Origin of the sequence: Streptococcus sp. oral taxon 061 (assembly GCF_964211575.1) — a bacterium.
Taxonomy (GTDB): domain Bacteria; phylum Bacillota; class Bacilli; order Lactobacillales; family Streptococcaceae; genus Streptococcus.
The window spans coordinates 299951-325936 of sequence record NZ_CAXOQQ010000001.1 but is presented as its reverse complement, the minus strand read 5'-3'; the positions used below and the strand labels follow the sequence as shown (position 1 = coordinate 325936).

Below are 25986 nucleotides of genomic sequence, written 5' to 3'. Positions count from 1 at the left end.
TTTCTGATTGTTTTGGAGCACTATCTTTAGGCTTCTCTGATTGTTTTGGAGCACTATCTTTAGGCTTCTCTGATTGTTTTGGAGCACTATCTTTAGGCTTCTCTGATTGCTTAGGTAAATTATTTTCTTTTACGTTACCATTCTTAGGCGTACTCTTTTCTTGAGCAGAAACTTGCTGTATTGAAAAAGGGGACATACCTACTGTATCTGTAAGCAAAGCAAGTCCAAGTGTTGCTGTCGCTATGCTTGTTACTATATATTTTTTTGATTTCATCTTAAACTATCCCTATTTTTAAATTTAATGACGCCTACATTATATCAAATGCTTAACTTTATTTCAAATTCAATATTTAATGTTCACAAATAATATCTAATAGCCATTAAATTTTTAACTCATACAATTCCCTAACCGCATTGCAGGCATAAATAACTTCTGCTTCTTTCAAATCTGATAAAGTTAAGACCTTCTCTTCTACCTGCCCGCTTTCAAGTAAATGCTGGCGATAAATCCCTGGTAAAAGACCTAGCTGACTAGGAGGTGTATAGAGCTTGCTATTCATTTTTAAGACCAGATTCCCAATAGAGGTTTCAAGCAATTTTCCATCAGCAGTGTGATAGATGATTTCCTGCTCTCCCACTGTCAAATGTGGTCGGTATGTCGTCTTAAAGTAGGTAAAGGACTGCTCCAAATCCGCTTCCTGTAGACAAAGTTTGGCCTGACAAAAGTTAGAGCTAAGTGTTGTCAATACTTGTCGTTCAATTTCAATCTCTCCAGATTTGCTGAGACTGATTCGCAAACGGTAGTCTTGATGAAGGTCACAAGCCTGACACTCCTTCTCTAACTTTTGTCTTAAAACTTCTTGGTCAAATGGAAAGGCAAAATAACGACTAGCCTTTCGCAATCTTTCTAGATGTTGCTTTTCAAAGAGCAATTTTTTCTGGCTGATTTTCCCTGTCGTAATCAGCTGAAAACAAGGCTGTTTTCGATAAAGAACCGCTGCTTTTTGCTGGACTTCACGGTGTTCTGACTCCCAAGTACTATCCCAAGTGATGCCACCTCCGACACCATAGATGGCTTGCCCTCCATGCAGTTGAATGGTTCGAATAGCCACATTGAAAATCCGTCGTCCATTGGGCAGTAAGAGACCAACAGTTCCACAGTAAACTCCTCTAGCTTGTGGTTCCAAGTTCTTGATAATTTCCATGGTCGCTATCTTGGGAGCTCCTGTGATGGAGCCACATGGAAAGAGTGAACGGAAGATTTCTACTAGATCAACATCCGGTCGTAACTGACTCTTGATAGTTGAAGTCATCTGCCACACTGTAGAATACTGCTCCACTTGGCATAAACGCTCCACATGTTCACTACCAACCTCAGAAATACGGTTCATGTCATTGCGCAAGAGATCCACTATCATCATGTTTTCTGAGCGATTTTTGGGATCCTGTTCCAACCAAGCCGCCTCTTTCAAGTCGTCATCGTTATTCAAACCACGTTTAGTTGTGCCCTTCATAGGACGAGTCGTCAACTCACGACCATTTTGCTCAAAAAAGAGTTCTGGGCTCATGGAAATCACTGCCATGTCGTCGTGCTCTACGTAAGCATTATATCCCGCTTCCTGCTCCACCACCATACGATTGTAGATAGCAAAAGGATTGGCAGACAACTCCTGCTTGAGTTGGACAGTATAATTGACCTGATAGGTATCTCCTTGTCTTAAATGATGGTGAATTTGGGTAATAGCCTTTTCATAGTCCTCAGCAGATGTTACTTCCTGCCAGTTTGATGGCAACTCCACCTCCTCATAAGTCAGAGGAATGTTAGATGTTTCAACACTGTTATGAACAGTGAAGTAAAGCAAATACTCTCCTAACAAGGGACCTGAGTGTACTGCTAATTTTTTCTCAAAAGCAGGTGCTGCTTCATAACTAACATAACCAACTACATAATAGCCCTGTTCTTGGTAGCTTTCCACTTGTGCTAACAAGTCTGCCACTTCTGCTAAATCTCTGGTTTTTAACTCTTTAATAGGCTGGGTGAAAATGTATCTCTCGCCCAAAGCCCTAAAATCAATCACTGTTTTTCTATGCATAACCTAAGTATACCATAAATAAGAAGGTCCCTAGAATTTATCTAATCAGTATTTTTTATCAGATTATCAGGAAATGTTTTAGAATTCTTTATATAATTTAACAAAATAAAAAGGTTCAGCTTATGCTGAACCACTTTTTAATCTGGCACATATTCCAATATATCACCAGGTTGGCACCCAAGTTCTTTACAAATGGCATCTAGCGTTGAAAAACGTATAGCCTTAGCCTTACCTGTTTTCAATATTGAAAGATTTGCGGGAGTAATACCTACACGTTCTGCTAAATCTCCTGAACGCATTTTTTTCTTTGCTAATTCGACATCTAGATTAATAACAATCATGTGATAGTCTCCTTTCTCTAAATTGTAAACTCATTTTCTTCTGCAATTTCGTTTGCTTTTTCAAGGACTTTACCAATTGTCCAAACAACGAGAGCAGTAACCATGAAAGTTAAATTCAGAAATGAATAACCATTGAGTGTCAAAATACCATCTCCTAGAAATGAGGCAATAAAGAGGGAAATAGAGATACGATTAGCAAGTTTGACATTATAACTTGTAAAAATCTGTTCATGGATAATATTTTGGAAGAACTGTCTAACACAGAATAGTACAAACAGAATGATAAAGCTATTGATAAAGGACAAAGCACTCACTAGTATTGAAGTATTCACCATATCAGGTTTTAAGGAAATAGTCCCAAGGTTAAATAGGCTAATCTCAGTTACATTGAAAACTGTTAAAAAGATGGATATAACTAAAGATACTCCCAAGATAAAAAGTAGGATATTAATAAAACCTAAAGCAAATGGTAAGTAGGAATTTTTCTTAGACATTAATTTCAAAACCTCGTTTCTAATCTCTACTATATTATACAATATTAGTAAGTGTTACGTACATGTATTATGCTACTTTATCTGAAAATTGATTTTTGATAAAAGAAAGCACCAAGCTAGCAATAAACAAAAATGCTGCAATCGAGAAGTTAAAAATAATATGCGCTGGGTTAAGAATAAGTTCTGTAATACCTTGGATTGCTCCTACTAGCGTCATTAAAACTGCACCCTTTTTCAAGAATGAAATGGTTGTATCTTCAAAAAGATCGCTTTCCTTAAAGTTCTTAGCAAACTGTTTTAATTTGATAAGGCCATAAGTTAGAAGTGTATTACCAGCAACAAAGGTTAGAACAAAGGCATTAACCCCTCCCCACGCTTCGTAGCCTGACATTGTTATCTCTCCACCTTCAGGCATTAGTTGGCTGATATCAAATTGACCAAGTAGAAGAACTAAGGAAGCGATACTAAAGAAACTGAGAGTAACGATTCCGAAATTAGATCCTAGTGTAACAAGTGATTTAGTAACGTTTACGATTTTAGTTGATGTAGTTTTTTTCATGATGATTTCCTCTTTTATAAAATATTTTTAGTTTTAGCAACAAATGAGCTCTTTTTGTTACTACTCGAAAACTTATTATTGTTTATCGATATATCTAGTATAGCATAATTTTTTTGAAATGCAACACTTTTTTATCGTTTTTTAATAATTTTTTTCTTTTATTTAAAAATATCTTTATTTAAGAGCAATTAGACTTCAAATATTAAAGTCAACACTTTTAAAAAAATCAAATATGAATCTAAAACATTTTTAGTAAACTCTTTTTAAGAATATCACGTTCACTCAACATAATCTAACAAATAACCATAACCCTTTTCTTCCATTTGATCCTTAGGAATAAAACGGATAGACAGGCTATTGATACAATAGCGTAGGCCTCCCTTATCCTTAGGTCCATCTGTAAAAACATGTCCCAGATGGGAATCACCAGTTCTACTTCTGACTTCTGTTCTGACCATATTATAAGACTTGTCTTCCTTGTAGGTCGCAACATCTGGACTGATAGGCTGGGTAAAGCTTGGCCAACCACAGCCCGATTCAAATTTATCTTTCGAAGAAAAGAGGGGTTCACCTGTCGCCACATCTACATAAATACCTGCTTCAAATTTATCCCAGTAACGATTTGAAAAGGCACGTTCTGTTTGACCGTTTTGAGTCACAGCATACTCCTCTGGAGACAGGAGTTTTTTTAATTCATCGTCGCTCGGTTTTGGATATTTACTTGCATCAATAACAGGATAGGCTGCTTGATTGACATTGATATGGCAATATCCATTAGGATTTTTCTGGAGATAATCTTGGTGGTAGTCCTCAGCCACAATAAAGTTTCTTAAGGCTTCTTTTTCAACCGCTATAGGTTCGTCGTACTTCTTAGCAACTTGATCAAAAACTTGATTGATGACTTCTAAATCTTTCTCATCTGTATAGTAGACTCCCGTGCGATATTGGGTTCCTACGTCATTACCTTGCTTGTTTTTACTAGTTGGATTGATAATACGGAAATAATGGAGCAAGATTTCTTTTAATGTAATTTGATTGGCATCATAAGTCACATGAACAGTCTCAGCATGCCCCGTTTGGCCGATCAATTCATACTGGGTTGTTTCTCCTCTGCCATTCGCATAGCCAGAAACAGCATCTGTCACACCTGCTACTCGTGAAAAATACTCTTCAACTCCCCAGAAACAGCCTCCCGCTAGGTAGATTTCATGTAGGTCAGCATTTTTATCTGGCTCAGTTTTTTTCGTGACTTTTTGCCCTTGACTAACTGCTGCCTTCTCGATTTGAGAAGTATCGGTATAGCTAGCACTTCTTTTTTCCCAAAGAAATAAAACTCCTAAAATAAGGAAGATAATGATTCCAATCGACAGGACTATTTTTAATTTATCATTCATAATAAACCTCTAATCTATACTCTTTAAGGTCTGTAAAATAGTTTCCTTGTCCATAAAACCTGGCTGGGTCTTAACTAGTTTGCCTTCTTTATCAATAAAGGCCTGAGTCGGATAAGAACGAACTCCGTAACTCGCTAAAAGTTGTCCCGAAGGGTCTAGCAATACTGGTAAAGCTTTATAGTCCAAACCCTGATGCCATTTTTTAAAGGCTTCTTCTGACTGCTCCCCTTTTTGACCCGGAGAAACGACTGTCAAAACGACAAAGTCATCGCCAGCTTCTTTTGCCAGTTCATCTGTATCAGGCAGACTAGCTAGACAAATAGAGCACCAAGATGCCCAAAATTTGAGATAGACTTTTTTGCCTTTGTAATCTGATAGACGATACGTTTTACCATCAACTCCCATGAGTTCAAAATCTGGAACTTCTTCTCCTTTTTTTGCAGTTTGAGAGCTGACTTGCGCTTGTTTGTCTCCATTTTGTTTATCAGCCTGGCTCCCCATCTGATTTTTACAAGCCGATAGACAAACCAGACTAGCACAAACCAATACAGATACTTGCCATTTTTTCATTTTCATCACCTTCTTTTTTGTTATATGAATATAGATATTCACTTTATAGTTCTATTATATACCTACCTTACTAAAAATACTTAGAATCTGTTTGGAAAATCAATAATCTTCTTGATTACAAAAACTCCCACCTGCTAAGCAGATGAGAGCTTTGGATTATTTAAAGATTGAAGTTTTAAAGCTATCTGTTTGTTGAAGAAGTTTCTTGAAGACTTTTTCTTTAAGTGATACGGTGTTGTCAAATTTGACAGAGCCCTTACTTAGAGTAGCCTTATCTTTATCAACTGCTTCAGCAAATGCACGTTTCAAGTCTTCATAGCTATTGTATGTTTTACCATCAATTTCAATAGATTGAATTCCATGTTTGGCACTTGTCACAACTTCATTGAAGTAAGCTTTCTTCCAATCTTCGAGATTGTTGAATTTTCCTTCAGAAATCTTGTTGATGATGAAATCGTCACCTAGGGTCTCTTTACCAGCTTTCTTAGATTCAGCTTTTAGCATGTTAGAAGCATAGTTTAGGAAGCCTTTTTCGTAGCCATAGTAACCCCAGATTCTGAAAGTATTGTGTTTGAAGGACATAGCTCCAGGAGCACCTTCACTAGTATTACCACCGTAGATACCAGTCATCATTGGAACATTCACATAAGCAGAATCAAAGTCAGATGGATTATAAACTCTATTACCTGGACCACGATTGGTCATAAAGTTGTTGGTAATGAGGTCATTTACCGTATGCAAAGGAATAGTCTTTTCATCATCACTTAAAGGTCGAACCTTATCGAATTGATTCTTTGTATTGTTTCCTCGGTATTGTTTGTCTACTTTCTTGAACCAAGCGTTGTTTAAATCTTGATTTGCTTTATTGAGGACAGCTTCTCCTTCAAGATAATCCAGAAGCATGAGCGTATCATTATAGCCCTTCATGTAACGATCAATTTCGTCACGTGATTTAAGGTCATTTGGATTAGTGTTATACCATTGATTTCCATCGTTTGGACGTTCATAGGCCATGTTGATACCTAGGGCCTTGTATTCCCCATTTGGATTCGATACGGATGGAGTTTGGAGCATGCCTTGGGCAAATGCTTCAAGATCTGTTCCTTCACGGTGTCTTGAGCCACCTAGGTAAACCATTCGGTCATTTACGTGAGTTGTTTCATGAGTAAAGGCAGACACCCCAAAATCACTAATCATGTCCGTCACCATAAAGAAGACAGAATCATCCTTATATGGATTCGCATAAACGCGAGCCACAGCTCCCATACGCCAATCAGTCGCATGGTAACGGTCGGTCGGACCATACAATTCACGGATAGGTGCCACATCTTTACCACCATTTGTATGACCATAACGGTCGGTACTGATACCTTTATAGTTTTGGTTATCAAGTACAGGTGTTGGAACCATATTATTGCTCTTCAAGAGCTGATTACGTACTTTATCTAGAGATAGACGTGACCAGAAATCTAAGTAATTCTGTTGTCCTTTAGCAACCTTATCAATTTCAGATTTGAAGGCATTCCGTTCTGCTTCAGTGTTCTTACCATATTTTTCAAATGAACTATAGGCCATGGTATTGTATGTTGAAATCAAGAACATATGGGCATCTTTTAAGTTCAAGAGTGGTAAAATCATCTTGCCATGCATATCGTTATTTAAGCCTTCGTAAGCTCTATGTTTCTTATCAGCAAAATCAGGATTTGTTGTTTTTGGTTCCACGATATAGACATTATCTTTAGTTGCTTTTATAAACCAATCATTCAAGTCTGTATCTTTTGTGAATAGACGCATATTATAGTCTAAGAAACTGTTTAACTCGCCTATACCGATAACTCCACCGATAGTTTCTCGATATGCTTCTAAAGTTCTATCACCTTTAATGTTATTTTCTTTGGAACCAACCTTGATTAAGAAGTCTAACACACTTACATTTTTACCATAAAAGTCTGGCTTGAACAACATGAGTTGCTTGATATTAAAGTTATCAAACTTAACTCCGTAGTAACGATTGAGGTAAGATAGACCAAGGAGAACCGCTGCCTTGTTATCATCAACTTTCTTGATAAGGGCACGTTTAGCCACTTCATCTGTGTTTAATTGATGATCCTCATTTTCAACCAACTGTTTCACAAATTTAGCCAGATTATCCTTGACTTCTTTGAAGGTTTCTTCGAGGTAAAGGTTCTTAATAGCATTGACCTTGTTTGGACCAGTTCTACCAAGGTGTGTGTAGATTGGGTCAGATTGTAATTGCACAGGACTCAATTTTTCAACAATAGCATTGATGAGATCACTACGGTCCTTGTCAACCATATTCGGAGTATAAACAACTTCACCAAGTTCTGCAATACCGTACTCTTTCACTTGTTTCACTTTTGAATCTTTAGGTGAAATGGTAAAGATATCTTTTGTCTTATCTGCATAGTGGATCATAATATGATCAGCGTCAGCCAATTCTGTCACAAAGGCATTGCCCTTCATAGCAGTAACGGACAAGACTTCCTTGGTCAAGAGAGGACTTCCTGCAGCAAGTTTATTCCCTTGGTCGACAATCCACTCTTTATTATAGAAAGGTTGAAGTTTTGCGATATTACGGTAAGCTAGCTCCCGAGTCGCATCATAACTATCAATTGCTTTGTATTGATCGTCTTTGTTAAGACTATTATTAAGCTTGTCTTCAATAGGTTTGCTGCTAGTAAATTTATCAGCAGTGATTCCCATTGCTTCAATTTTCTGCTCGGCTTCTGCTAGTGAGATACTTGGAATTTTACGTGAATTGTTAAAGGACTTCTTACCTTCACTCACGCCATCAACACTATAATTACGTTTGGTTCTTGAATATGTGAAGTAGTCGTCAGCATCAATATCTGAGTGACCAAATACCATCTCTCCAGTTTTTACTTTCATCATAGTGATGTTGTCTTCAATAGTACCTAAGGCCCAGTTGGTTCCCAGCAATCCACCAGATTGAACAGCCTCTTTTAGTTCGATAGAACCTTTAGCAACTGAATTTCTAAGGACCCCTTCTTTACCAACCGTGTAGTTATTAGCACCATTTTGAGATGAATAGACTAGACCTGCAGCTTTTGCTTTGTTACCAGTGATTTCAGCATCAACATAGGCTTTCTCAACGACACCCTTCCAGTTTTCACCAAGTACACCAGCTAAATAGCCTCCTCTATTACCAGCAGCGTGAAGTTTACCAATAAAGGCGACATTACTTACTTTTCCACTACCATCAATTTTATTGATAATACCAGCTACATCATTATTACCAACAACACTTCCTGTTACTTTGACATTCTCGATAGTTGCATTGTTTTTGATGACATTAGCAATTGGAGCTACTCGATCAACTCCAGGCATATCAATATTGACATTTTCTAGTAAGAGATCCTTGACAGATCCACCTTCAATGTTTCCAAATAATGGTCTAGTGATATTATGAATAGCGAATTTATTGCCATCAGTACTTCCCAATGAACCTTTAAAAGCATTGGTTACATAAGATTTGCCAGCAGCTGGTACATTATTAGCATTCATATTACTACCAAGTTTAAATGTACCAGTAGGATTGGCTTGCATAGCTTTTACAAGTTCATTAAAGTCGTAGTAAACATCACCTTCGTGAGCTTTTGGCTTAGGTAAATAGTGTACATACTCTTCAGTGAAACGATTCTCTGCAGTACGTTGAATCAAATCTGGTGCTTTAGCAGTTACTTTGTATAGTTTATTTCCATCTACAGTAACTTCTTCGATTTTATCAACCGCTAGTTTTGTAACCTTGTTATCGTAATTCGTAACCTTTAAGTAGTATGGCTTAACATTCGATGGTTTTTCAGACAAGAGACTACTGTCGGTCTCATTACCTTGGTCATCCACACTGATTAAGCTTGTTTCCTTAATATTTTTGACTTCGACTTTTTTAAGGTCGATTCTCAGTGGTTCTTCCTTAAGAACTTCTTCTTCATCACCATTACCACGATCATACACCATGGTCGTTGCAAGTGTATAATCCTTGTAATAATCTAAATCAGCTAAAGCTGTCGCAAGATTAGACTCTGAGATAGCAAATGTCTTAATAACTTGATCGCCTTTTTTCAACACTGCTTGAATAGACTTGATAGTCACTCCATCTGGTTTTTTAAGGCTATAAGTTGCTTTTGCACTTCGATTCAATTCTTCTGTATCAACTTTAGTTAATGTTAGAGTAGGTTTTTCTAATTCCTTAGTACCTTTTTTGATAATGTGGTCTTGTGCCTGTTCAACAACTTCTTCTGAAACAGTGGGAGCCTCTGCCGTTTTCACTCCCTTAATAGTCTTGTAGACTTTGGTAATTTTTTTCTTACCATTCTTACCTACTTGTGCGACTGTTTCAGTACCCTTGAGAAGACTCGAATCTTGTTCCATTATCGTTTTAAAAGGAACTTCTTCAACAGAAACTTCTTCGGTTTGGCCTTCAATTGATTTGGTTCCGCGACTGATTTTTTCAGCTACAGGAGCTTTAACAACTTCCGTACTAGTGGTGATAGCTTCGCCAACTTTCTCCCCATCTACAGTTTTATAGACACGATGTATGAGTTGACTACCAGCTTCACCCTTTTGAACAACACTTTCTTCGTCTGTATAGCGATTAGAATCCGATAGATATTCTGTAGAATATGGAATTGTAACAGTTTCTGTTTCTGTCACAGTTGACTCTGTCACATTGTATTCTGGTAAGCTAGGTTGAATGAGAGGTTCACCTTCGTGTCCCTCTTCCTGAGTACCTTTAGCTGTTGCTTCATCTGTATAGGCTGGGAGTTCAGGTTGGATTGGAGATTCTCCTACATGACCTTCTTCCTGGGTACCCTTGGCTCTTACTTCTCCTGTAAAAGCTGGAGTCTCAGGCTGGACTGGGGCCTCGCCTACATGACCTTCTTCCTGGGTACCCTTGGCTCTTACTTCTCCTGTAAAAGCTGGAGCCTCAGGCTGGACTGGGGCCTCGCCTACATGACCTTCTTCCTGGGTACCCTTGGCTCTTACTTCTCCTGTAAAAGTTGGAGTCTCAGACTGGACTGGGGCCTCGCCTACATGACCTTCTTCCTGGGTGCCCTTAGCTGTTACTTCACCTGTAAATACAGGATTCTCCGGTTGAACTAGTGCTTCACCTACGTGACCTTCTTCCTGAGTGCCTTTTGCTGTCTCCAGCTTCTCAGTCACTGGATTTGAAGGATTCTCAGTTTGTGTTTTTTCACGTAGTGATGGGTTTAAATCAGCTTCTTTGAAGTAACCAATATAGTCATATCCATCAATTTGAATGACTCCGTTGGCTAAATCTTCTTGACTACAAGCGGAGATTGTTTGGTTATAAGATAAAAGAATTTGATTTTCAAAAGCTTGAATAGTCTGAGGAATGAAGTAGCTACCTACAAGTGCACCAATAAATAGAATACCTGCTATCTTATTAGGTCGCTTCTTAGAGATAACAAGTACAGCCAGTGAAGCTGTTGCAAAGCCAAGACCAAGGAGACCTAGCTCTTTACTTCCAGTATTTGGTAGATATTGTGTATGAACTTCTTTTTTTCTATAGACAAGATAAACAACATCATCTTGTTTTAAATCAGAAGGAAGTTCCTTATGAATAAGGCCTTTTTCAGCTTCTGTCAGCTCTTGCTCTGCTAAATAACGATAGTGTACCTGATTTGGCTCACAAACTTCATTAGCTGCTACTTGATCAAGCAAGAGGTTGTTAGCACCGAAAAGTACGGCTCCGATAACAGCAGAACCGACTCCAACAGAGAACTTTCTAATAGAATATTTTATAACCTTTTCAATATGTTTCTTTTCCATTTTACAATTTCCTAATATAATCTTGTGGGTATTGGGCACGCGCTCCTCCTATTAGTTTTGGACGACTAGCGAGGGCAGTTACGTGGGCATGGCCAATAGATTTCAAAACTGGACGAATAGGTACTTGCACATGCTTGATATGCATCCCTATAGCCGTATCTCCAATATCGAGTCCTGCATCAGCTTTGATGAATTCAACTTCAACTGGGTCTTTCATATAGCGAAAAGCCGCCAATTGCCCTGATCCTCCAGCGTTCAGTGTCGGAAGAACACTAACAATCTCAAGATTGTATTTGATTGCAACCTCTCGTTCCACAACTAAGGCCCGATTAACATGTTCACATCCTTGAACTGCTAGGTGGATTCCTTTCGCTGACAGAATTTCTAATATTTTTTGAACAATTAATTCTCCAATTTCTTGACTAGAAGCTTTCCCGATATGTCCTCCAATCACCTCACTGGAAGATAAACCCAAAACAAAGAGAGCCCCCTCATGGAGAGAAGCCTTTGTCAGTACATCTTCTAGGATTTCCTCTACCTCTTTTTGTAAATGTCCTTGGTCCATACTTTACCTCGCTTACTTCCTTCTATGATATCGTTTTTTCATCATTTTAGCAAGCTAGGGACATAGCCCACGTTCTATTAACTCATCTATTTTTTAACCAAAAAAGACAGAGAATGTCCATCTCTGTCTCATTTATAATTCTATTTATACTTTTTGGAGTCCTTGGACGGCATCGTGATTGATGATGATTTGACCGTATTCTTGGAGAACTGAACGGCTGATATCACTATCATCAGCAAACTCACGCATGCGAGCCAATAACCAAGCTGGATAAAGACTTGGATAATCTTCTACATCAACCAAGACTGTTAGATAGTATTGGTCATTCATTTTGTAGAGTTCTGAAGTCTCCATTTGGTAATCAACGGTTTTCGCAAAAGAAACCAAACTAGTTAAGTCGTCAAAGCGTAGGATGTAGTAGATATAAGGTTCTCTTTTCCCTTCTTCTACTTCAGGAGCTTCAACCACTTCTGCCTCTTCATCTTTTTCAACCTGTTCAAGAGATTGAATAGCTTCAATATCATCTTTGGTTTTTTCGGCAATTGTTTTCTCCAAGGTTTTCAAAAACTCATCTGGAGACATTTTGGCCAATTCATCCATATCTGGAAGGTCTGCCAAATCTTCAAAGTCCAAATTCTGGTCAATCTTTGACTTAGTTACAAAGACATCAACCTTGTCAGGCTTTGGAGTCACTCGGAAGCTAAGCATGCCCGTATCCAAGAAACTGTCTGGCATTTCTAACTCATCTAAGATCGCGTAGAAAAATTCTTCTGTTTTTTCCTGTGGAACGAGAAAGTCTGCGATTTCCATCCCTCGATCCATCAAATCCTCTAAAGACATGGTGATCTTTAATGTCGTATCACTGATTTGTTTCATTTTCATAGTTCGTAACCTCATACTTTCAGTTCTATCTATTATACAAGATTTAAATGATTTTATCAAAAGAATGGCGTTGGAATGTTCATTGACATCTAGTATAGAACACTAATTATGATTTAGAATTCTTTGTTATCAAAGATAAAACACTTCACTATGCACTGGATCTAGTTCGTGCTAAAATCAAACGAAGTTAACAAAACACCTATAAAGCTTAAGCTTTATAGGTGTTTTTATTGTAGAAAAATTTAATTAAAAGTCATTTAGAAACTTAATTCTTTTCTTGGCTCGTTTGTGTCTTAGGTTCAGTAGATTGTTTTTTTTCCTCAGACGTAACAGATGAGCTTTCTGTTTGTTGAGTTCTCTCTACTTCTGTTGTTTCGAAAATGTGCCCCTGACTATTTGCCACAGTTTGTTCCTGAGTTGTTTCCTCGGTTGTAACAGTCGTCCAAATTCCATCTGCATTGAGCTTGTACCCATCAGGACTTGTTCCATTTCTTAGGAGAGAACCATTTGTTTGGAAATAGTACCAGTTACCATTCAGTTGTTTCCAACCAGTCTCCATGGCACCATTTGCATTGAGGTAATAGCGTGCCCCATTTATCTCTTGAAGGCCTGTTAGCATGATACCGTCTTTATCTAGATAGTACCAAAGACCTCTGTCTTTGAACCAACCAGTCTTCATGGAACCACTTCCTGTGAAGTAATAATAATGGTTATCAAGCCATTTCCAACCGGTCTGCATAGCGCCACTTGAGTTCAGGTAATAACGGGAATCATCAATCTCTTGAAGGCCTGTTAGCATGATACCTTCTTTATCTAGATAGTACCATGTGTCCTTATCTTTTAACCAGCCAGTCTTCATCGCTCCACTGCTTGTGAAGTAGTAATAATGGTTATCGAGCCATTTCCAACCTGTCTGCATAGCGCCGCTTGCATTGAGATAATAGCGAGAACCATCGATTTCTTGGAAGCCTGTTAACATGACACCGTCTTTATCTAGATAATACCAGACGTCCTTATCTTTGAGCCAACCTGTCTTCATGGCTCCACTGCTTACGAAGTAGTAATAATGGTTATCGAGCCATTTCCAACCTGTCTGCATAGCGCCACTTGCATTGAGATAATAGCGAGAACCATTAATCTCTTGAAGGCCTGTTAGCATGACACCGTCTTTATCTAGATAATACCAGATATCTTTGTCTTTGACCCAGCCAGTTTTCATATCCCCATCGCTAGTAAAATAGTTCCAATGACCATCAAGGAAGACCCAGCCAGTTTTCATGATTCCATAGTTGTCAAAGTAGTAGGTCTTTCCATTAATTTTTTTCAGACCAATTGAAGGAACACCGTCTCCATCATAATAATACCAGCTTGCCCCAATCTTTTGCCAACTAGAAGCCCTTCCTTGAGTCTGTAAGCTACCATTACTTGCAAAGAACATCTTCTTGCCATTAAAGACTTGTAAACCAGTCAGCATTTTACCATCTTTATCAAAGAGATATTTTTGACCACCGATTTCAGCTAGTTCATTATAAAGTCTTGCCCCCGTAGAACTGATATAGTACCAAGAACCACCTTGCTTAAACCAACCTTCATACTGCATCTTACCATTGCTATTTAGGTAATACCAGTTGCCTTCAACTTTATCTTTAACATCCACTAAATGAAGCCATTTACTTGCTTGCATCTGACCTTTTCCGTTAAAGAAATAATAATCCCCATCGTCTAATCTATGCCAACCAATGGCCATCTGATTATCAGACAAACGATATTTCCAGTATCCATCTTCCTTATACCACTTTTCAGTAACTGTCGGAATATTTGGGAAGGAATCAGAAACATTGGTAAAGCCCGTATTACTGATATTAAATACTGTCGCATCTTGAGTTTGACTAGACGCATGAACTACTTGAATATTCTTCTTTTTCAGATAATCTCTTGTTGAAGCCAGGTTTGCATCAGATGATGATGTATGTACTACCGTACTTGGTGCTAGTGAATCTAGAAATGGAAGAGTATTTGAAATTTTAGCATCATAGTGATGATTCCATTTCATCATATCTACCTTGCCAATCACAGGACCTAGCTTATCCTCTGCCCCTTCAGCATTATCTAAGTCACCACCAAGATAAATTCTTTTTCCTGCTACAGTTACTACTGCAACCAATGAATTAGAATTATCATCATAGACTTTTTTCAATTTACCATCTGGACCATACTCATTTTTATAGTTGTAGAGCTGAATATCCATATCACCCAATTTGAAACGACTATCTTCAGCCTTAATATCTTGAACAACAGTCACTCCTTTTTCACGAGCTGTCTTAAGTGCATTATCATAATTGAAAAGATTATCCCACAAGCGCCATTTACTGGTTATCCTTTCATCAGTATATTTTTTTAGATAAAGTTTCCCTACTGGATAACGTTTAAGAACTTCATCAGCAGCACCAATATGATCACTATGAACATGAGTTCCTAAGATAAAATCAAGTTTTTTTACACCTAAGTATTTCATATGTCGGAAAAGTCTATCTTCTAAGACATATCCATTGTTTGTACTAATACCAAAACGAGCTGGATATCGTGGATTACTACCATCTGGAAAATCATAATCCTCTCCCATATCAATTAGAGCGTAATGTCCGTTACTTTCTAAAATAATGGCGTCACTCCCTGTTGCCCCTTTTGTATTAATGAAATGTATACGGTTTCCAGAAGCAGTTGAGATTATATTTGCTTGTACAATTTGTAATTGACTTATTGCAATAGCGAAAAGTACAAAGATTAATAGGATTAATTTTTTTTGTTTCAAATTCATCTGCGAATCACACTTTCTTTCTAGTGATTTTATTTTCGATATGAGCTAGTAGCTCTATACATGCAATGTAAATTCGAGCTCTCGTTTTTAATTAAATTTATTACTTATTTTCAATTAAGTACACATCAAACTCATGTCCAAAACCTCTCTCTTCTTCAGGTGGTAATTGCATATAATTACCATAATATTGTTTTAAAATGAAATCATAATTTTTGGGTGCGGGTAATCTAAGGTGTTCAAAATCTACAAATATTATTTCTTCAAAAATTTTTCTTTCAAATATCTCTTTCTCACCTAACTTTGAAGAAAGGAAAGCTATATATTTCCCATTTGGATTATAGTATTTTTTCGTAAGTTTTTCCATAAAAATACCAAAAACTCTTGGTGGTATTGGCAGTAATACGAACCAAATAATTTGTCTTATAATATCCTTAATATAATTGTCCTTATATATAATATTCTTTCTTTTGCTTGATGCTAGTAATTTTAAACTATCCAATCTATAAAATAATTTCATAATTTTTTTGTCATTAAATGTATCCATAGGGAATATATCAATAAACACACCCGTAGGATAAGTTGTGTATACTCTTGTATTATTTATAACAGTGGATGGATCTATTATTTTTATAAAGTTATTATAATATTCTTTTTGTGTCTCTAATGAAAGTAGTTTATACTTTGAACTCTCTTTTTCAAATAACTTTATGAATTTGTTATAATTTTCACGCGTCATACTAATATCAATATCGTCATCCCAGGGTATAAAACCTTTATGCCGAATAGCCCCTATAAGAGTTCCGTAATTAAGAAAATATTCTATATCATTTTTTTTACAAAAAGCATCAATATATGATAAAATCTCCAATTCAATATTTTTAGCTTCTTCTACCGTTATTTTTTTCATTTTCTTCTCCCAAATTAACAAATTTTATTTTTGATTTTTTTAAAATGCTCAAAAACTTCTTGTAAGATAGCATCATTAGTTATATATAATAAAAACGTATAGCTTGTTATTGATAGAATAATAATAATAACTATATTCACAATTAATTTCGAAGTTATTATCATTTCTGTAGGATTAATAATATTAACTATATAGTAAATTGGTATAAAGGTGAGACTAAACATAAAATAACGCATAGTGTAATGGAATATGTTTTTTAATGATATTAATTGTTTTTTTATAATAAATCTTGAATAGATTATTAATAAAATAACTTCAGAAACCATTGTAGTTATCAAGTACAATTCTGGTTTTGAAATATTGTTCATAAACAATAGACTATCTAGTAGGATGTTTATAATACCAGAAAATAAAGTGAAAATAGTTAGTTGTTTTTCGTAGCCATGAGCAAATATAATTTGAGTTCCTAAAATAATATCTAAAGATAAGAAAATTGTCCTGAATGCAAATAGCGAAGTTAACATCCCTCCTTCAACATATTTTTCACTTCCGTATATTAGTATTGTTTCAGTTCCTATTACTGTTAATCCAAGGCTTATAGGTATAATGAAAAACATAAACATACGACTACCTCTATTTACTAAATTGTAATAAGAAGTTTTATCACCTTTTCCTAAATAATAATTCAGTCTCGGCACACTTACACTTACAACTCCCGTAATTAAACCAGCTATAACGCCAACTATTCTCTGAGCCATTGTATAATATGTAACAAATAATTCTTCACCAATTTTAACTAGGAATAATCTATCAAGGAAAGTGAAAAGCATATTTGCGCTTGAAAAAATAAGCATAGCAGTAAGCGGTAGAAATAGTGGTTTAAAATCTTTGATATCTATTCTAACTAATTTTATATCTCTTTTTATCCAAAAATAACTAATCAAATAATTTATAAAAGTCGATAAACTCATGATTAGTGTATAAGGTATAATATCCTTTTCTTCTTTTACAAATATAAACATAGAAACTAGCATAATAGTTCGAATCAAAGCTGTCTTATAAAAAAGGAAATCATAATTTTCCAACGCCTCGTTCACCCACTCTATGGAAAACATTTGTGCTATTAATTGAATTCCCATTACTAAGTAAACCTTTTTAAGTACTGGGTTATTCTCAAAAAATAGAGGATAGGCAAATACATATACTACGATACATAAGCTTGTACAGACTACACAGAGAAAAAATAATTGGGAGAATACTTTATTGACCTCGTTTTTATTATCTTTTACGTTACTTATACCTCGTAGACCATATGAATATACTCCGTATGTAGCAAAAGGTAAGAAAAATGAAAGTATCGTATCAACAGAGTTAAAGTAACCGTAATATGTTTTATCTAATACACGAGCCACATATGTACCCGTTAAAAGAGGGAATATAATATTTAGTATTCTAATCCCTAGATATGCTAAAGCATTCAGTTTAATACTTTTCATGGAAAAATTGTTCCTCTCTACTCTATGAAATTCTAATTACCATTATAGCATATACTGATATAAAAAACCTCAAAAGAAGAGTCTCGTAGATTTTTTTAAAATACATACAATTAACTACTCAAAGTTTTTAGGATGTATTGAATTGTATTTTAATAGTGAGATGAGAATTATGACTACCTTAAATATATGACGTCTCCACAGCGGATTTGATTTTTTATCTTAATCATTAATTCTACTACGGATTGAAAACTTTCTTGAGTGATGACTCTAAACTTAGGTAATCTATACGTTAGCATTGTAATACGAACAACTAACTTTTATCAGCAATCTAGTGAAATTGAAAATTTGCAATTATCTGTCAATTAAAGCACTCTCAAAGTTTTATTAAATGAAAACAAATAACAAGATAAAATTATAGCGCCAATGTCCGATGTGCTCGTCGCACACAAAAAAGCCATCAAATGATGACTTTTCATGTAGTAGACTTCTTCTATCCACTTCAGATTTAATTTTTATTCACTCAATAACAGTTAGTAAAGATAGCTAAATTTTAGAAAAATAGTATACCTTTCTCTATCTTTTACATATATTATAATCTATATGTAGCTACACCTAACAAATTTTTATTTAAATTTTTTATAACCTGTAAATTTTCTTCAAAATTTTTATATTTAGTTATTCCATATTCTTCAATAAATAAAATATTATCAGATTCTAGTATTGACTTAATGTCACTCATATTTCCTATTAGAATATTTTCTGGCAAAACTTTAGCATATGTTTTAGAAAATTTATCAATAACGTTTTTATTTGTTGCCAATAATAGTAAATTCTTATTTCCATTTTTATAATCTAAAATGTCTTTAAAATTCTCTTGATTATCTATTTTTACAATAAAATCTACACCATATTTTTCATAATCGCCCGCCCTATTGATAGTTGGATTGAAAATATAAGCTGCTATATTAGCAAATAATACTAAAATCAAAGCACCTATTCCTAGTATAATCAAACGAATAAACAAAGTAGCTTTACTAACTCCAGATTCTCTGTCACTATTTTTAAGCTCTTTTGAATAAACTGTCTCTAATTTTTCAACTGTGACACCAGAGTATACATGTTTATATTTATCTATTAACAAATCTAATTTCTGTTCGATATTATCATTTGCTAATTTACTCTGTGTCAATATTTTTACCGTGATCCCAGCATTGTTTAATAAGGAACTCACTTCTACTTTTTTGTCCCAAAAATCAAAATTTGAATTTTTAAGTGTAATCTCACTTGTCCCTAACTCTGAAGCGATTTTTTTCATATCTTCTTCAGGTAGATCATTGAATAAATAAGCACCATTTAAATTAGATTTAATTAAATGACCATAGAAATCACTGTATCCTCCAATTGTATTATTAGGTACTGTGTTCTCCTCTAACGGCGCAGTTATCTTATATGAAAGATAACTAGAATAATTACTAGTATCCTTTACAATAGACTTTGTTGTAAGCACTTTATAAGAGTATGGAACTGCTAAACATAGAAATAGAACGACTAATGAAACTAGATTTAATACTCTTTTTTTATAAATATTTGCAAATAAATCTGCAATCGAATAATTATCAAACATTATACATCTCCTTTATTGTTAATTACGTGTTTTACTTTTCTATTTATTAAACCTGCTACAAAAAATATAACAATAACTATCCCCCAATATTGCAATGTAACTAAATTAAAGAAACTCTCCGTAAAGCTCCCTCTTGGCATAAAGAACAAATTATTTAAAATTAATAATGTAATACTAAACAACAGTATCCCTGGTTTATATGAAGTTTTCATCATGAATATAAAACATATTCCCATTATAATGCTCAGCAAAAATATTCCAATCATACCATAATCAGTATATATCTCCATTATATAGCTTCCGCCTATTCCATGTCCTGCTAAATAATCTTGTCTCAAAACAATGTACGAGATATTATGAGCATATCTATCACTTTCAAGAGCTAACTCGATGCTATTATTAGCACTAACAAATGGAGTCCCACCAAATAAAATTCCTAAATTTCCCCTAGTGATATACTCAATTATGGGACTAAAGGTATAATTTCTAAATTCTCGTATCGGCAAATTACTTCCGTATAAGTAGCCTCTCGCTAAAACACCAAAACTAGTCCCTTGTTTATAGATAAAATCTATCAAAAGTTCAGAAAAACTCATATTACCAATTCCTGCCCCATCACGGGCATAATTCAAAAAACCCATAACTAGCATCATGATTGGTGTACCTATATAGAGTATAGCTTTTTCTTTAATACCTATCCATACTCCTTTTTCTGTCTGATTTCTCATAAAATAATAAATAAATGAAAATATCAAACTAAGTACAAATGGATTTCTTGTTCCTATTAAAAGGTTTATTATATTAGCCGTAACAAACAGGCCTAATACTATTGTAGAATGACGCTTACTTGGTTTAGTAGCTAAGTAAATACACATAGCATAAACTACAAACGTCGATAATGTATATGTAAAATAGGGCAGTTCACTTTTGAACTCTGCATAATATTCATAATATGATACATTTATTCTATACATTAGCCGTTCGATTAACCTAATTAAATAGAACGGATATGAAATTAAAAATACTGTTAGAGATACCTTTCTTATACTATGTATGAATAATCTAGATTTTTGGGTTTCATATCCCTCTTTTTTATTATTTTCTTTTTTAGAAACTAATAAACCTCCTATAGTTAGCCCAATAATAGAAACAATAACCGCTATAAATGAAAATCTATAGGCATCTTCCTGATAGGTATTTATTAGTCCGTATTTGAAATAATCTATTGTTGGTCTAGATACTAAAAAAAGAAATATTGTAATGTAAAAAATAAGGTGGATTACATAATACTTTATATTGTTAAAACAATATAAAACACTACTTATAAGAAGCATAACTAAAGTTATCAGTAACGTAATAATCGAGTTATTATATATATATGTAATACCTAAAAAAATAGTTATAACATAGCTAAATAGCGTAATTAAATAATACACTCTTTTCCAATCTAATATCAAATACTCACCTCATCCCTTTACACGAAAATTTAAAAAACATCCCCAGTAGAAACAATACGTTCCTTAAAATTATATAGGTACTCTGATAATTCTAACTCTATCACTTCTACTTCCTCCCTGTATTTATCGTCTCTATTGTAAACTTGTAAATTATTCACAGAAATAGCTGGGTTGAAATACTCAAACTTTGCTTTATGATGGATAGAATCTATACCGATGAAATTTTCTATATCTTGTTTTGTTTCCTCATAATTCAAAACTAAATCCTCAAAATTTAATCGTAATGCTAAAGTATTTGTTTTTTTCTCATTTTCTCTCATCATTTTGTAGTAATTACAAAATTCCTTAACATCGGTTGGATATGGCACCTCTTGATTTCTGGGCTTCCAAAAGTATTTATTCATTATAAATACATCACGAGGATCTCTAGAAATTATTATTGGAAATAACTCTTCAATTTTATAATTATCAATTATATTAAGATTATGAGGCAATAAGAGCTGATCTAGAACTATATACTCTTCTTTATCCGAAATTTCTTTTATTACATTCAAAATAAATTTTCTACTTTTTTCATAAAAATCACGTGATGATAACAGACTAATTTCTAATTGTACTTGTTTTGGTTTTGTTGTCTTTTTAAAGATAATTCTCTTTATAACCCTTATAATCCAGGCCATTTTTGTAGGTTTTTGATGATAATACCAAATCCCCTGATATTTACTCGTTATTATAGAATCCAAATAACTATCTACTATATTCATGAAATTTATAGAGATTTTATTTTTATAGTTAGCAATTCCCCAACCTTCGTAAATATACAGTTTTTTCATGAGTCTTCTAAAACTCTTTACAGCTTCATCACTTCTTATAGCATTATTATTATAAAGTAATTTATATTCTAAATCAAATAATCCATCAGGTGCATATAAAAATACATACTCAAAATCTGAATTTTTTGTGTTTATTCCTTCATATTCTTTTAATAAATCTGTCACAGCAGAGGATCCACTTCCCATATAACTCATAGGAACTATGATTTTATCCATATTTTTATCATCCTATAATTCTTTAATGATTTTTTTTATACTAGCAATTTGTTTATCTAAGGAAAATTTGTCTACATGTTTTCTACACACTTCTGATTTAATAATTCTGTTTTCCTTATTTTTACTAAGTTCTTCTACAATATAATTGGTAATTTCCTCATTGTTATCCGAAACAAAGCCACATTTTTGAGAATTATATAGTTCATTTGTTCCCCCTACAGGTGTACTAACGAATCCCTTTCCCAAAGCTAAACTTTCGACTAAAACGGTAGGAAAGCCCTCTGCTTCTGATAATAAAATAACATAAGAAGATTTTTTTATGTATGGATACGGGTTTTTAACATAGCCCAACATAAAAACATTGTTCTCTAATTTATTATCAAGTATAAATTTACTAACATATTCCTCTAAATCGCCTTTGCCTAACAAATATAATTTTTTATCGGGAATCTTTTCAACCACATTCTTAAAAACTTCTAACAGTCTCTTTATGCCTTTTGATTCTTCTATTCGTCCTATATAGATAAGACTATCCTCTTCAAATTTAATTTTCGCATTTTCAAGAGATTTAGCATTGATATCATTAAAATCATATCCATTATATACTAGTTCTATTTTTTTCTTATACTCAGGATAAATTTCTTTGATGGATTCTTCTGTTTTTTCTGAAATAGCTATTATTTTGTTAATATATCTTAGTTTTTTACCTTGCCTAATCCTAGATATTTTATGATTTTTTAAATTATAAATTGTTCCATGATTCCACGATATTGTTTTCACATCATCATTAAGTAAATAAACTGGATAAAGATAATTAAAAGCAATCTCATAATCGTATTTTTTTCGAGTTATTCTATTTCTAAAAAATTTTGGAAAGAACAAAAATAGCTTCCAATTAATTTTATTAAAAAAACTGGCGTTCTCTAGATTTTTGAATATAGGTTTTAATACATTGACTTTTCTATTGTTACTTTCTCCAATACCGTGATGGTTTATCTCTAAAACATCAATTTCATATTCATCACTTAATCCATTGGAAATGTTTTCCAAAATTTTTTCAGATCCACCACCCAAACTAAAAGACCATGTTATAAATAAAATTTTCTTTTTACTCATATTTTACCTATTTCAATAGTTTTTTTACTATACTTTTTTGATTATATTTTATTAAATACATCAGTAGTTTTCTCTTTAAAGGTTGAATCTTTAAATATTTATTTTTTATCCAATTAGGATATTTTTTATTTACTTTTTCAAGATAATCTTTTAATAAGGGAGACTTTTCATCAATTCTTAAAATATTAGCGTATCCACCATATAAAATATGGTACCAGTTATAATATTCTAACTCTTCTTTATATTCCCCTGGGTAATTTTCCACATAATATTCTTCTACACTGTTTAACATTACTTCTATATCTCTTATTTTATTAATAGCTGTTCCGCCACGCATAATAGAACCTTCAGTTAAATAGTATTTATATATACTAAAATTAAAATATTTTGCTTTAGTTACATTAGGCCAAAGTCTTGCCATGAACTCGAAATCTTCATATAAATAGCCACTTTTAAATGTTAATTTAGTTTTTCTTAAGAATTCTAAATCATATATATAATGCCATACAGCATTTGGTAGGGTAAAAAGTTTTCTTTCTTTATTCGGATTTAGTATAGTATTTTCTTCTATTCCCATACTTATATAGTCCAACTCACTATTCTCGTATCCTACCCTATAATCAAAAATATTTACTTCTTCTAATTTTTGATTAGCTATAAATTTTAGTGCACCTTTTTCTATCTCATCATCTACATCAACAAACCATAGATAGTCTCCACTTGCCTCCTCTAAAGTTACTCTTCTAACATGGGCTAATCCCCTATTTTCTTGAGATATAACTTTTAGATAGGATAATTTTACACTATATCCTTTTAACATTGTTTCACTACTATCCTTTGATCCATCATTTACAATTAGCAGTTCTAATTCTATTTTATCTTTCACTGCCTCATACTCTTTTGCGATAGAATCTATGCAACGTGATATATATTTTTCACCGTTGTATACTGGTACACCTATAGTTAGTTTCATTATTTTTTTCCTATTATTTCTTTTATAAACGAATATACTCTCTTAGAATTCTGATCATCATGTATTCTAAAAAACTTATCAATTCTTCCTTTATATTTATCTTCCAAAATCCAATTATTTTTAAATTGTTTTTTTATCTCTGTTATCAATTCATCTAGGGTATCTATAGATTTTCCGAATCCATCTTTATAGTTATAATATCCTTCTTCGTACTGGCCTTCCCTAAATTTTTTATAATCAAATTGATAAAATAATACTGGTTTTCTCATATAAGCAAAGTCCATAAATACACTTGAATAATCTGTAATTAAAAAAGCTGACTCTTTTAATAATTCTTGTATATCATAATTTTTCCAATCAGCCAATATAATATTATCTGAAGAAGTTTGAAAATCTTGTAAATTTTTTTGCATATTTCTATGCGGATAAAAAATTAAAGTTAAGTCATTTTCTTCTAAAAAATTTTTTAGGTCCTTACTTAATAAAAACTCATTCCATTTTTTAAAATATTCACTCTCTGTAAAAATACTGCCTTCATTAAATTTATTTCTAGCTTTAGTATTTAAATTTAACCATTCTCTCCAAGTAGGCATAACAAGAATTTGATTATTATTTACAATATTATGATGAAGATTGTCAAACCTTGGAAATCCCAAATATTGTACATACCCTTTTGGATACCCGAATTTTTCTTCTATTACATTATACTCTCGCTCTGCCCCACATATAAAGCCACGCATTTTTGTGTTTTCATAATATAACCATTTGGCATCCGAAACTGTTATTCCATGCTGCAAAAATACCTTATTTGTTTTTAACCCTAAATATACTTCCATAAGATTAAAAACAGCTGCATTAGGATTTCCTGCTTTTTGTGTACTTACATTTACTCCTGCACTTAGATAATAAATCCAATGTCTCAGAGACCAATACTGTATACATTCTCCTAACTCTTTGACTTTATGAGCATCAGGAGATTTCAAATCAATAACATATATTACATTTTCCTCTGGGTGATTTTCTCTAATATATTTAAACAACCAATAGCCATTATCTCTAGCTTCTTTTTCACTTTCACATATTAGTATTAGATTTTTATTTCTACGTCTAAAGAATAGAGAAATAACATAGGCTATAGGAAAAATAAAAATAAGCGAAGTAATATCTTTAATAGAAATTAATCTTAACTTCTCAATAAAATTTCTGTTCAAATTTGTTCCTCCACTTCTACAAGTTTGTAGTTTAATTTAAACTCCACCATTGTTCTTTTTGAACAAAACTAAAAGATGATGTTTTAGATAATGCTTCTATATTAATACATCCAAAGCCAAGCCGTGGGGAAGATCCAAATCTTGTTGATAAGGCTTGATATAAGTCGTCTCCTTATCGCGAATGGTAATAAAGAGGTTACGGTCTACATAGTCTTTAGAACTCTTTGATAGGAAGTAACGCTCATCCGCATATTGAGGCCATAACTCTGCTAGTCTTTCATAGTCCTTTCGTGGCATAAAGAAGTCCAAATCATCATCCCAAGGGATGAAGCCCTTATTACGAAGGGCACCAATGGCTCCTCCACCACACAAATAACAGAGCAATCCATGTTCTTTACAAAAGGCGACAAAATATTCAGCCATCTCTAAGCTACGGGCTTGAATTGCCTTTAAATCACTCATCTCATTCTCATCCTCTTCTATAGAATTACATCATTTCATTATACCATAAAAATGGTCAAAAAATCCATCTAACCATGTGAAAAATCAAAGCCTAAAACATCCATTTAATGAGATGTTTCAAGCTTTGATTGTAATATTTT

The 25986-nt window shown here is 33.7% G+C and carries 18 protein-coding genes and 2 pseudogenes; all 20 read right to left on the bottom strand.

What is annotated here, in order from left to right:
* A pseudogene (locus AB8E63_RS01595) lies at positions 1-274 on the bottom strand (endo-beta-N-acetylglucosaminidase); the annotation flags it as partial.
* 106 nt (positions 275-380) lie between these two features.
* A complete protein-coding gene (gene pabB, locus AB8E63_RS01590) occupies positions 381-2093 on the bottom strand; it encodes an aminodeoxychorismate synthase component I (protein WP_368909628.1) in 1713 nt (570 codons plus the stop codon).
* 137 nt (positions 2094-2230) lie between these two features.
* Entirely contained in the window at positions 2231-2434 is a 204-nt protein-coding gene (locus tag AB8E63_RS01585) for a helix-turn-helix transcriptional regulator (protein WP_024054000.1), read from the bottom strand.
* A gap of 17 nt (positions 2435-2451) precedes the next feature.
* Positions 2452-2928, bottom strand: coding sequence for a DUF2975 domain-containing protein (locus tag AB8E63_RS01580; protein ID WP_368909627.1), 477 nt, complete (start codon positions 2926-2928; stop codon positions 2452-2454).
* Positions 2929-2995: 67 nt separating this feature from the next.
* A complete protein-coding gene (locus tag AB8E63_RS01575) occupies positions 2996-3487 on the bottom strand; it encodes a hypothetical protein (protein WP_368909626.1) in 492 nt (163 codons plus the stop codon).
* A 278-nt stretch (positions 3488-3765) separates the two neighbouring features.
* Entirely contained in the window at positions 3766-4881 is a 1116-nt protein-coding gene (msrB, locus tag AB8E63_RS01570) for a peptide-methionine (R)-S-oxide reductase MsrB (protein WP_368909625.1), read from the bottom strand.
* A gap of 9 nt (positions 4882-4890) precedes the next feature.
* Positions 4891-5451, bottom strand: a complete 561-nt coding sequence (locus AB8E63_RS01565) for a TlpA family protein disulfide reductase (protein WP_368909624.1) — start codon at positions 5449-5451, stop codon at positions 4891-4893.
* A 156-nt stretch (positions 5452-5607) separates the two neighbouring features.
* Entirely contained in the window at positions 5608-11286 is a 5679-nt protein-coding gene (locus AB8E63_RS01560; protein WP_368909623.1) for a ZmpA/ZmpB/ZmpC family metallo-endopeptidase, read from the bottom strand.
* 1 nt (position 11287) lies between these two features.
* Positions 11288-11851, bottom strand: coding sequence for a TIGR01440 family protein (locus tag AB8E63_RS01555; protein WP_368909622.1), 564 nt, complete (start codon positions 11849-11851; stop codon positions 11288-11290).
* 144 nt (positions 11852-11995) lie between these two features.
* Complete coding sequence (gene mecA, locus AB8E63_RS01550; RefSeq protein WP_368909621.1) at positions 11996-12733, bottom strand: adaptor protein MecA; 738 nt, start codon at positions 12731-12733, stop codon at positions 11996-11998.
* A gap of 265 nt (positions 12734-12998) precedes the next feature.
* On the bottom strand, positions 12999-15551 hold the full coding sequence (locus tag AB8E63_RS01545; RefSeq protein WP_368909620.1) for an MBL fold metallo-hydrolase: 2553 nt from the start codon (positions 15549-15551) through the stop codon (positions 12999-13001).
* 100 nt (positions 15552-15651) lie between these two features.
* Positions 15652-16458 (bottom strand): phosphorylcholine transferase LicD, encoded by an 807-nt coding sequence (locus tag AB8E63_RS01540; RefSeq protein WP_368909619.1) that lies wholly within the window; start codon positions 16456-16458, stop codon positions 15652-15654.
* Between the two features lie 14 nt (positions 16459-16472).
* The gene (locus AB8E63_RS01535; protein ID WP_368909618.1) at positions 16473-17954 is read right to left on the bottom strand and encodes an oligosaccharide flippase family protein; all 1482 of its coding nucleotides are present in this window, start codon (positions 17952-17954) and stop codon (positions 16473-16475) included.
* Between the two features lie 589 nt (positions 17955-18543).
* Positions 18544-19578 (bottom strand): hypothetical protein, encoded by a 1035-nt coding sequence (locus AB8E63_RS01530; protein WP_006148072.1) that lies wholly within the window; start codon positions 19576-19578, stop codon positions 18544-18546.
* Positions 19578-21032, bottom strand: a complete 1455-nt coding sequence (locus AB8E63_RS01525) for an O-antigen polysaccharide polymerase Wzy family protein (RefSeq protein ID WP_368909635.1) — start codon at positions 21030-21032, stop codon at positions 19578-19580. The genes AB8E63_RS01530 and AB8E63_RS01525 overlap by 1 nt, the downstream gene beginning before the upstream one ends.
* A 32-nt stretch (positions 21033-21064) precedes the next feature.
* A complete protein-coding gene (locus AB8E63_RS01520) occupies positions 21065-22084 on the bottom strand; it encodes a hypothetical protein (RefSeq protein ID WP_368909617.1) in 1020 nt (339 codons plus the stop codon).
* A gap of 12 nt (positions 22085-22096) precedes the next feature.
* Positions 22097-23200, bottom strand: coding sequence for a glycosyltransferase (locus tag AB8E63_RS01515; protein ID WP_368909615.1), 1104 nt, complete (start codon positions 23198-23200; stop codon positions 22097-22099).
* Between the two features lie 7 nt (positions 23201-23207).
* Positions 23208-24173 (bottom strand): glycosyltransferase, encoded by a 966-nt coding sequence (locus AB8E63_RS01510; protein ID WP_368909614.1) that lies wholly within the window; start codon positions 24171-24173, stop codon positions 23208-23210.
* A complete protein-coding gene (locus AB8E63_RS01505) occupies positions 24173-25384 on the bottom strand; it encodes a CDP-glycerol glycerophosphotransferase family protein (protein WP_368909613.1) in 1212 nt (403 codons plus the stop codon). The genes AB8E63_RS01510 and AB8E63_RS01505 overlap by 1 nt, the downstream gene beginning before the upstream one ends.
* A 102-nt stretch (positions 25385-25486) precedes the next feature.
* Positions 25487-25846, bottom strand: a pseudogene (locus AB8E63_RS01500) (phosphorylcholine transferase LicD); the annotation flags it as partial.
* Positions 25847-25986 lie beyond the last annotated feature (140 nt).

Coding starts and splice junctions, on each gene's coding strand:
- AB8E63_RS01565 (WP_368909624.1), bottom strand. CDS start 5,451: ATGAAAAAATGGCAAGTATCTGTATTGGTTTGTGCTAGTCTGGTTTGT.
- AB8E63_RS01545 (WP_368909620.1), bottom strand. CDS start 15,551: ATGAATTTGAAACAAAAAAAATTAATCCTATTAATCTTTGTACTTTTC.
- AB8E63_RS01585 (WP_024054000.1), bottom strand. CDS start 2,434: ATGATTGTTATTAATCTAGATGTCGAATTAGCAAAGAAAAAAATGCGT.
- AB8E63_RS01520 (WP_368909617.1), bottom strand. CDS start 22,084: ATGGATAAAATCATAGTTCCTATGAGTTATATGGGAAGTGGATCCTCT.
- AB8E63_RS01575 (WP_368909626.1), bottom strand. CDS start 3,487: ATGAAAAAAACTACATCAACTAAAATCGTAAACGTTACTAAATCACTT.
- mecA (WP_368909621.1), bottom strand. CDS start 12,733: ATGAAAATGAAACAAATCAGTGATACGACATTAAAGATCACCATGTCT.
- AB8E63_RS01530 (WP_006148072.1), bottom strand. CDS start 19,578: ATGTTTGATAATTATTCGATTGCAGATTTATTTGCAAATATTTATAAA.
- AB8E63_RS01560 (WP_368909623.1), bottom strand. CDS start 11,286: ATGGAAAAGAAACATATTGAAAAGGTTATAAAATATTCTATTAGAAAG.
- AB8E63_RS01510 (WP_368909614.1), bottom strand. CDS start 24,173: ATGAAACTAACTATAGGTGTACCAGTATACAACGGTGAAAAATATATA.
- pabB (WP_368909628.1), bottom strand. CDS start 2,093: ATGCATAGAAAAACAGTGATTGATTTTAGGGCTTTGGGCGAGAGATAC.
- AB8E63_RS01580 (WP_368909627.1), bottom strand. CDS start 2,928: ATGTCTAAGAAAAATTCCTACTTACCATTTGCTTTAGGTTTTATTAAT.
- AB8E63_RS01555 (WP_368909622.1), bottom strand. CDS start 11,851: ATGGACCAAGGACATTTACAAAAAGAGGTAGAGGAAATCCTAGAAGAT.
- AB8E63_RS01515 (WP_368909615.1), bottom strand. CDS start 23,200: ATGAGTAAAAAGAAAATTTTATTTATAACATGGTCTTTTAGTTTGGGT.
- AB8E63_RS01540 (WP_368909619.1), bottom strand. CDS start 16,458: ATGAAAAAAATAACGGTAGAAGAAGCTAAAAATATTGAATTGGAGATT.
- msrB (WP_368909625.1), bottom strand. CDS start 4,881: ATGAATGATAAATTAAAAATAGTCCTGTCGATTGGAATCATTATCTTC.
- AB8E63_RS01535 (WP_368909618.1), bottom strand. CDS start 17,954: ATGAAAAGTATTAAACTGAATGCTTTAGCATATCTAGGGATTAGAATA.